This window comes from Caldivirga sp., from assembly GCF_023256255.1.
GTDB lineage: Archaea > Thermoproteota > Thermoprotei > Thermoproteales > Thermocladiaceae > Caldivirga.
The window spans coordinates 89,552-98,804 of sequence record NZ_JAGDXD010000055.1; the positions used below are offsets into that span (position 1 = coordinate 89,552).

Here is a 9,253-nt window from a genome sequence, read left to right on the forward strand (position 1 = left end):
TATATGCATATTACGTATACCTTCATGCATGGAGATAGGACACTTTAAGTGGTTAAGTGAGCATAAGGCTGACTTAAACATAGCAAGTAGTGGCATGATACCGGTTAGTAAGGATGATATTGAGAAACTGGGGAAACCAGTTGATATAATGGGGGTATTAACCAGCATTTATAATGTACCTATTAAGTCAGTGGCATTAACCCATGGTACTCAGGAGGGTAATTTCGCTGCCCTATCAGCAATTAAGAGCATGGTGGATCAGGTTGTAACAGTAATACCGGAGTATGAGCCAATTAGGGTTTTGCCAAGTTTCCTTGGGCTTAAGGGGATTGAGGTTAAGGTAAGTGATGGGTTAGGTGAATTAATCAACTACGTTAAGCCTAAGACAGCATTATTCTTCTCTAATCCAAATAACCCACTGGGCGTGTACTTAAGTAAGGGTGAGATTAGGGATCTTGCTGATGAAGCTAGGAGAAAGGGATCATACCTTATTATTGACTCAATCTTCCTCGAGTTCATTACTAGTGATTTACGTGACCTACCCATAGAGAATACTGCATATACTTTCAGTACATCAAAGTTCTACACTGTTGACTCATTTAAGATTGGTTGGATTATTGGTGATGATAAAATTATCCAAAGGGCAGTTAATGTGATCAACCTAGTGAGCCCACTGGTCATGGGGCTTGAAGCAGCCTACGCCTCAATAATACTTCAGAATAGGGAATGGTTTAGGAGGAGAAACCTAAGTATAATATTACCTAACCAGGAATCCTTAATGAGAATCAGTGAATCCTTAAGCAGTATAATTAAGGTATCATACTTCAGCAACATGCCTATAGCCTACATTACCACTAAATGCAGTGTGGATAGCCTTGAATTAGCTAATGAACTATTAAGTAGGGGTGTTTTAACAGTCCCAGGTTATTACTTCGGTATCAGTAACGGCATTAGAGTGGGGTTAGGCTCAGTTAGCCACGATGTCTTCACTAAGGCTCTTAACGTAATGGCTAAGGTAATTGAGGACCTATGCATCAAGCATTTTAAATAACCCAACACTAGGTGTAGGATTTAATGCGCCTTAGAACCCACGTGATCTTCTCAATGGGCCTAATCACATTAGCTGAATCGGCACTGAGGATAAGTAATGTAGTCCTCCTCTTGGGGTCCTCCCTGGTTTTATCATACTTAATTAACTTTCTCATAGATGTACTTGGGCATGAGGAGAAGAATGGATTCACCCGTAGGACACCGCGAACACACACTATGGGTAGGTCATTTACCCTAGGCCTAATAATAAGTATATTGACGGCTATGTTCCTCTATTACATGTCACCCATAGGCATATATAAGGCATTAATCATTGCATTAATGGGTCCGGTGACTGGGTGGAGCCATATGCTACTGGATGCATTGACTGAAAACGGCATATACGTTAAGAGGAGGGGGAAGTGGACTAGGTTCGCCTTAGCCCACTTTAAGTACAATAATTCAGCACTAAACTGGTTATTCATAGTAATTGGAGTAATGTTAATCATTAAATCACTATTTTAACCGAATGCATGCTTTAAACACTATACAGTGAAGTAGGACTGGGGGTTAACCTAACGCATTTTAATTACCCCTAAGTTAATGCTCATCTTTAAAGCTTAAAATAAGTGAAATAATACTGAGCCTCCTATAATGCAGCCTTAAGATACGGTATTACTGAATATTAAAAATCACTATGAATTAGTCAATCATTAAAGGGGGAGTCAGCGTTCAAATCCCTCACTCACCAAGTCAGATCTTTGGCACTCATCATTAAGTTAATCATTTAAATAATCATGGTTGCTATTGATGCTACCTGAGGCCACCTCTGCGCAGCCTCCATAGCCACTGGACCATGAACCTCAGTACCCTTAACCTGCCCCTCCTCAGTAACTATCACTACCGCATTATCCTCAAAGGCAACCCATGTTCCATCAGGTCTTCTAAATGGTCTCCTTTGCCTAACTACAATAGCCCTAAGTATCTGCTTCCTCATTTCAGGCTTACCCTCCTGGACACTGACCACAACCATATCACCTACACTAACCCCAGGTATTCTCCTATGCACATTCTTGGAGTAGTGTCCAACCACTCCAATTACCTTAACTAACTTCGCACCACTATTATCTGCAACATTAACTAAACTATTCATGAATATTCCAGGCGTTAAATGGAACCTCCACGGCACACCAACTGTACGTGGTCCACCTCTCTTAGCCATAGTGAAACATACTAACCTGGTCTATTTAACCTTTACCCAACTAAACTAACCATGAACACTACTTGTGCCATTACTAATAAGGAACACGTAAACCGGATACGCCACCCCAGTACTATATGGGAGGATTTCAACATTCCCAAACCTGGCTATTAAAGTGTAATTACTCAAATACTGAGTGGTGACGAGGTAAACTGTACCGTTTAACCTTAATGCAGTGTTAAGAGGATAGTATGAGGCAATTACGTTGGCCCCAAACCTATCGGCTAAGTGTATGAACGTGTAAAGGCAGTAATCCGTAACATAGGTGCCATTTAAGTGATTTACAATGTATAATCCAGCCTCATAGGCATAATGCTCACCTGGAACTGTAATACAGGCTCTTGGGAAGACACCTTGAACCAGCGTCGTCTCGGGTCCAATGGTTGGGAAAACATAGTTAACAAGTGTCGACCATGACCACGATAAGTCAAGTATAATTACTATAATCAGAGTTATTAATGAAAGTAACCGGGGTCTAGTCACCAATGGGGCTAATGGTATTGGCAGTATGAGGGACCAAATCCACCATGATACAAAGCTTATGCTGGGCATTAATGCTGATGGAAGCAGTATTACCAGCATCCATGCTAATAGTGAGTATATTATGAAGTTACCCCGTCTTAATCCATGACTGGCTAGGATTATTAATGGCCAGTAATTTATGATTAACTGAATCAAGAAACCCTCAATTGCATAATACGGTGATGCAGGCTTACTTTCAACTAGACTGCTTGAAGCGGTTACGGTTCCTTTAGCTACGGTGAATTTAAGCATCGTGAAATTAGTGTAGAATCCATCAGCAATAATACCTATTAGGGCTAGACCAAGCCACCTAGGGTCCCTATCCTTAAGAGTGAAATACGTTATGAATAATAGGGCTAGTAGTGTTGCAGATACTTGATGGGCTAAAGCCGATAATACTGTTAAAACCAGTAGCAGTATCCAGTGGTGTTTACCTGACTCTACGTGGATGTGCATTACAGTCATTGTTAGTATCATTAGGAAGAGCCCAAGAAGCATCATTGCGAATTCCCAGGACAATGAGTACATGGTTGGATATAGGGTAGCCATTAATGAAGCCAATAACGCATCCCCCCTGCTAAACCCCATACGCCTTAACATTAGGTTCATGGAAACGCCGATTAAACCTAGTAAAACTGCATCATTCAACTTAAATATAAGCCAAGGTGACACAATGTGGGCAATTGGGTAAAGTATGAGGAACAGTAATGGAGGAAGCGTAGTCCAGCCGCCATACCACCAAATATGAGTGAACACAGGCTTAGTAAGTAAATCCATGAGTGCTGCCGCGTATTCAGGTGTATCGTAACCGACGAACCATGGCCATGACACGATCTCTGGAATTAAGCGAATAATAAATGGCGCTAGGAATACTATGAGGTAACTGTACTTTAGTGTAAGGTTAATTAAGTGATTAATAGCATCATGCAGTACTTCCCTCATGGTTAAGTTACTTGATTCATAATTCATTAATATTAAACCTACACTGTACGTATCAAAGCCGGCAACCATAATAATGGCTAATATTATGGACCCTGGCGGAGGCCCCCAGCTTTCTGTACCAATTAACTGGTAAAGTCCATTAGTGATTATGAAGTAGTTGAAAACTAACCCAATCCTACCTACCCATGCCAGGGAAAAACCAGTAATGGAAAGTAATGCAGCTAGACTCCACTTAACATTAAGCATGCTCAGTAACTGCGCCGTAATCCCAATTAACATTAACCAGAAGACCAAGTCAATAACCCAACTCCCCCTGCTTAACTGGAGAGCAGCAAGCAGTGGTGACGCAATTATTATTACCCATGGGATCAATTTACTAGTTATGGTACTGGAACTAGCCATAAGCTTAACTAGCCCTTAAGTTGATACTTAATATAAGGCTTACGTTCACATTCAAATAACCATACACTATTAGGTCTTAATCAATACTATAGGGATTTAACCTTACATCAGCAATAATTAATAAGGGAATAATACGTTAAACTCCATATAATCTATAGCAGGTTAGGCATTGACTTGGAGGCATTAATTCATTATAGTTTTCAGTGAAACCTTGACTCATATAGTTTCTCCTCTTAATAAACTTAAGCCTAAAGTCCTGGTAATCCCTACTATACCATATGCTTACCGCATCATTATTATTAACATTACCGAATATTAACTTCCCAATCTTAAAACAGCTACCCATGAAGCAACGTGGTATTTTATCGTCTTTAATTGGTAGATTCAGGAAGACACAGGGTGAAACTTCACCATTAACATTAATGAACATTGCCTCAGTAGGTTTCTCCGGGCATTCTGATAATTCCCAGCAATTAAGCGAGTATGCAAAGACCCTTAAGTCCAATTCTCCAGCTCTCCTCATAGTAGCGTTAACAATGCGGCTAATAATTCTTGATCCCTGCTCCATTGGATCTGTAAAAACCTTCCACTTGAACATACCCTTACTTAACACGTATGTTAGGTTATCGAGGATTACCTCCTCAATGCCTAATTCATGGCATAGTTCCATGAAGTCAACTGTTTCATGAATATTCATAGAGGTCATGATGTAGCTTGCCACAACCTTAACACTACTCCTTAATTTCCTCTTAAGATTAATAAGTCTCTTTACGTTATCAACTATAGTCTTGAAATTACACCCAACCCTTATTGAATCATGTGTCACTGGATAAGCTCCAGCGAAGGTTACTGCTATAATGTTGATTCCTGATTCTAATAATTTACCTATGAGACTATTGCTCAGCAGTAACCCATTTGTTGTAAGGCCAAAATTAATCTTGCCTTTAACAGCATCAATAATATCGGTAAGTCTTGGATGAAGAAGAGGCTCACCCCACCCCTGTAGGTGAATGTAGTCTACTGGTCCGGTACTGGTTAATTCTTCAATCACCTTACGAAGTAAGCGTGGATTCATGAAGCTTGAGACCCATTTATCCTTCAATATGGTTCTTGGACAGTAGACGCATGATGCATTACAGGTAGTTGAAATCTCCGCTTGAATGATCTTGGGATAAGAATTGTTGTTTTTAGAGTTAATTACGAATCACCAATCATTCAGGTGGGTGGAGGTAGGTTTGAGAAGAAGGCTATTGATAATCCTAAGGCTATTAGTATTATGATGATTAATGAAACCATGTAAGACACCACCATGCGTCCAGCCTTTATCTCCTTAAGGGTCTTGAACCTTGTTGTAAGTCCTATTGACATGAAGGTTAAGGCAAAGAAGAAGAACCTAAACAACTCAGTCTGTGGTGTTATTCCACCAGTCATTAATTTTGCAGCTGAGGCAGCGCCAACAGTAAACCCTACTCCCCACAGTAGTAGCCATGTTGCTAAATAACCTAGAACAAACTTAGGGAACCTGAACCATATTTGAATTGCCGGAACCCTTTCCCCAGGCTTCTTCTCAATTCTAGTTAGCCATATTACAGCAAGGATAAACGCCCAAAGGCCAATCCAAATATCAATAAATACCTTATTCATAACTGCCGTGTTTAAAATCCACCCTTTGTAGGTTGATAATCCATGTTGAGCGCTAATTAAGGCGTCAGCTAAGGCGCCGCTTGCCGCAGCTGCTCCATCAGTCTTCACGGAAAGGCCCATCCATGCACCAGCAGCGTAAGGGGCCCACTTGAGTAATGATGATGCTGCAAAGGGTAATATAACTAGTTCCACCACTGCAAATAACACAATTATTGATGATACGGTTGCTGGTATTACTGAGGGGGCACCTATGGCCGCTGCAGTAGCTATTGCAGCTGATACGCCACATATACTTACCCCTGAGGCTAATGTTGCGGCCCACTTAATGTCTAGTTTAAATACCTTATACGATAGTAAGTAGGCTATTGGCCAATATATTAGGTATGCCGCAATTATTGCTATTAATGATCTTTCAACCAAAGTTACGGCTAACGTTATATACTTTAAAGATGTAGCGCCAATAAGAGCCCCCAGTAGGACTATTGCGGTTTTAATATACCACTCAGTTCTGGCCCCAGTTTCAAAAACTGCAGGAAGCTTCCTATAAAAAACAACATTGGATATGATTAATCCAACTAAAAGCAGGTAAATTAATATACCATCTGATCCCACTGGTATTGACCAAGTTATGTGAAGCTTAGCGTACTGGTCAGGCGTGGCGTTGAAGTATGCGTAACCGAAAAGCCACCAGAGGACAAAGGTTAATGTAAACATTATTGTGAACCCAGCCATAAACCTCCTTACATTATGACCCATTAACCAAGCGGCAATTGTGAGAATAGTTAGTAGAAATAAGTAAAATAGGAGCACACTAATTACTGGATTAAGACCTACGTAAGCCTTAGTCATTGTTAATGCTTGACCAATAACCACAATACTTTTTAATGGATCCAACCATGGCGCGGCAACCCTAGGTACCCAACCCAGGATATAAGTATTATAGTATCCTGGTAGCGATAAAATGAATATTAATAATCCTATCCATAATGCCCACCAATCCTCCTTCTTCCATAAAGATGACCAGTCAATCTTCTTTACCTGAGATGACATAATTATCAACAGTGTAGTAACTAAAGCATAAATAAGGATTGTTTCACTTCATGATAATTTAACACGTGAAACAGTATTTGAATTTTAAATACTACTAATATTTAATTCATTAATATACATTAAAGATATTGCAATATCATAAATAATTCATGTTATAAGTTAACAAATCTGTAATCATAAACAACCATTACATACCACTATGAATCAATAAATATTGAACCCACCTAGTGTAAATCCGCGCATTAAACTACATTACTTAAGATAATTGTAAGTGAAATAAATGTATACTATAAGGGAAATATTATGAAAACTTGCCCTTAAGAGTAATGATTCGGATTCAACATCAATAAAAATTACGTATTTAATAATTGCATGATGGGGATCGCTAATTAGCTTGATGTTGTTGTAGTGGTTGTGGTTACTGTCTTATAGAAGGTTGCATTAAATGGTGCATAATACATTGTATTGTAGTAATAGCTTAAGTATGGGTTATATATTACACCCTTAACGTATGGCTGAACAATCATATACGTTAAACCAGTGGGTAGCCAGTAGTATGGTGCTTGTTCATACATTATCTTATATACCTCAGCATCAAGTTTTAGCTGTTCAGTTAAATTAGTTATGAATGGTAGCTCATTTGTCAACTCATTAACTAGACTATTGTTGTACCAAGCTAAGTTACCGCTAATACCACCATTAATGATGTTGGCTAATGGCCACATCTCCTGGAATAGTGGATCAGGCCAATCTGGACACCAACCTAAGTCAACTATAGCTGGTGTACCGCTTGGAGTCACCCAATTATCAGTAGCTGATGCAGTAACTAACTGCAGTGAAACTGGGACACCTATTTGGGCTAATTCACTTTGAATAATCTCAAACTGCTCCTTAGTGAACTCTGTTAATGGGGCTATTGTGACTATGTTTATGGTTGGCAACTGGCTACCGCTGGTATCGCCAACAGCTGTACCGTTAGGCAACACAACATAGTAACCATACTTATTAAGGAACTTAACAAGGTACTGCAACGCTAAAGTTAAGTTATATTGATAGACAGGTAGATTGTCTGGGTTGTAGTATGGCTTGAAGTTTGGTGCAATGGGCCCCACGTAGGTTGTGGCCCAATACATACCCAATGCGTAGTACGGCTGCAGTAATGCAGTGGCATTTAACGCATGGACTATAGCTAACCTAAAGTCAGTACTATTAGTTGGCCAGACATAGTTGTTAAAACTTAAGTAGAATACACAGCCGCTTGGCCCGAAGTTGTGTATATAGAGACTCCAGTTACCGTAGGGTATACCAGTGGCTGCTGAGTATAACTTGACTAACGCCGGCATGTTTATTGTGGATACTGTGGTTATTTGAGCTATGTTCTTAACGAAGTCTTCAATCCTATCTGTGGTGCTTAAACCATACTTAACATCAATGTACTTGATGTGGGCTGGTTGAATAATCCAAGGTATCTCATTACCTAAACCATGCTCATAGTAGTAATAGACCCAGTAATTACTATTATTCTCCAGTAGAAGCTCCTCACCAGGTGTGTAGCTCTTTACTATGTATGGTCCAGTACCAGGCATTGGTGTGGTACATAGTTGAGTGTTAGGTGAATTGGGTGCAACACCACCGTGGGAGTCAATGAAGGTTGGGTCAACTACGAAGCCCCACCACGCAGCAATATCTGTTAGGAATAGTGGGTATGGCTTCAACGTGGTTATCTCAACTTCAAATGGATTCAAGACAACTATGGCTTGGTTTGGATAACTCATAATCTTCTGTATTGTTGAGTTAGCTACATTAAAGTTGCTTAACACATTGGCTAAGGCGTAGGCGCATAGTGTGGCATTGCTTAAGTAAACATTATTACCAGTAGCATAGGCTAATGCGTTGCATGCACCCCACGGTATGAAGTAACCAGTCATGGTAGCCTCAGTGATATTATACAGTATGTTACCGTAATTGCTAATACCTGGTCCCTGACCCATGAGTATTGTCCTATATATGCTGAACCAGACAGTTGTGGCATTAACTGGGTCACCATTACTGAACCATACATGATGCCTAATGGTGAAGTACCAGTGTTGATCATCAGGAGTACTCCAGTTCTTAGCAATAACTGGAACAATCTGCATGTAGTTGCTACCATTAAAGCCAACTAAGCCTTGGAACACTACTGCGAATATTGGACCATCCTGAACATAGAATCCAGTAGCTGGGTCTAAGCAGTCTGGTGCGGCAACCTGGGATACATCAATTAATTCACTTGGGTTCGAAGTATAGAGTTTAACAGTGTATGGTGCTGTTGTTGTGGTGGTAACCACAGCAATAGCTGTAGTTGATGTTACCGTTGTTGCGGTTGATGTTGTTACTGTTGTTGCTGTGCTTGTTGTGGTAGTC

General features: G+C 40.1%; 7 protein-coding genes. 2 read left to right on the plus strand and 5 right to left on the minus strand.

Features of this window, described 5'->3' with window-relative positions:
• The first annotated feature begins 28 nt into the window (after positions 1-28).
• Complete coding sequence (locus Q0C29_RS08955) at positions 29-1,051, plus strand: pyridoxal phosphate-dependent aminotransferase (protein WP_292000319.1); 1,023 nt, start codon at positions 29-31, stop codon at positions 1,049-1,051.
• A 23-nt stretch (positions 1,052-1,074) separates the two neighbouring features.
• A complete protein-coding gene (locus tag Q0C29_RS08960; protein WP_292000320.1) occupies positions 1,075-1,554 on the plus strand; it encodes a DUF1286 domain-containing protein in 480 nt (159 codons plus the stop codon).
• Positions 1,555-1,816: 262 nt separating this feature from the next.
• Here the strand turns inward: Q0C29_RS08960 and Q0C29_RS08965 are convergent, their stop codons facing one another.
• The 5 genes from Q0C29_RS08965 to Q0C29_RS08985 all read right to left on the minus strand — a co-directional run.
• The gene (locus Q0C29_RS08965; protein ID WP_292000321.1) at positions 1,817-2,251 is read right to left on the minus strand and encodes a 50S ribosomal protein L14; all 435 of its coding nucleotides are present in this window, start codon (positions 2,249-2,251) and stop codon (positions 1,817-1,819) included.
• A 45-nt stretch (positions 2,252-2,296) separates the two neighbouring features.
• Entirely contained in the window at positions 2,297-4,156 is a 1,860-nt protein-coding gene (locus tag Q0C29_RS08970) for a hypothetical protein (RefSeq protein ID WP_292000322.1), read from the minus strand.
• A gap of 136 nt (positions 4,157-4,292) precedes the next feature.
• Positions 4,293-5,354 carry a radical SAM/SPASM domain-containing protein gene (locus Q0C29_RS08975; protein WP_367173672.1) on the minus strand — a complete coding sequence of 354 codons (1,062 nt, stop codon included), beginning with the start codon at positions 5,352-5,354 and terminating at the stop codon, positions 4,293-4,295.
• A gap of 17 nt (positions 5,355-5,371) precedes the next feature.
• A complete protein-coding gene (locus tag Q0C29_RS08980; RefSeq protein ID WP_292000323.1) occupies positions 5,372-6,850 on the minus strand; it encodes a putative sulfate exporter family transporter in 1,479 nt (492 codons plus the stop codon).
• Between the two features lie 389 nt (positions 6,851-7,239).
• Positions 7,240-9,253, minus strand: a 2,014-nt coding sequence (locus tag Q0C29_RS08985; RefSeq protein WP_292000324.1) for an ABC transporter substrate-binding protein, incomplete at its 5' end; no start/stop codon positions are given.

Bases quoted from the DNA above. Each gene is read 5' to 3' on its own strand.
- Q0C29_RS08965 (WP_292000321.1), bottom strand. From the start codon at position 2,251: ATGGCTAAGAGAGGTGGACCACGTACAGTTGGTGTGCCGTGGAGGTTC.
- Q0C29_RS08970 (WP_292000322.1), bottom strand. From the start codon at position 4,156: ATGGCTAGTTCCAGTACCATAACTAGTAAATTGATCCCATGGGTAATA.
- Q0C29_RS08980 (WP_292000323.1), bottom strand. From the start codon at position 6,850: ATGTCATCTCAGGTAAAGAAGATTGACTGGTCATCTTTATGGAAGAAG.
- Q0C29_RS08960 (WP_292000320.1), top strand. From the start codon at position 1,075: ATGCGCCTTAGAACCCACGTGATCTTCTCAATGGGCCTAATCACATTA.
- Q0C29_RS08955 (WP_292000319.1), top strand. From the start codon at position 29: ATGGAGATAGGACACTTTAAGTGGTTAAGTGAGCATAAGGCTGACTTA.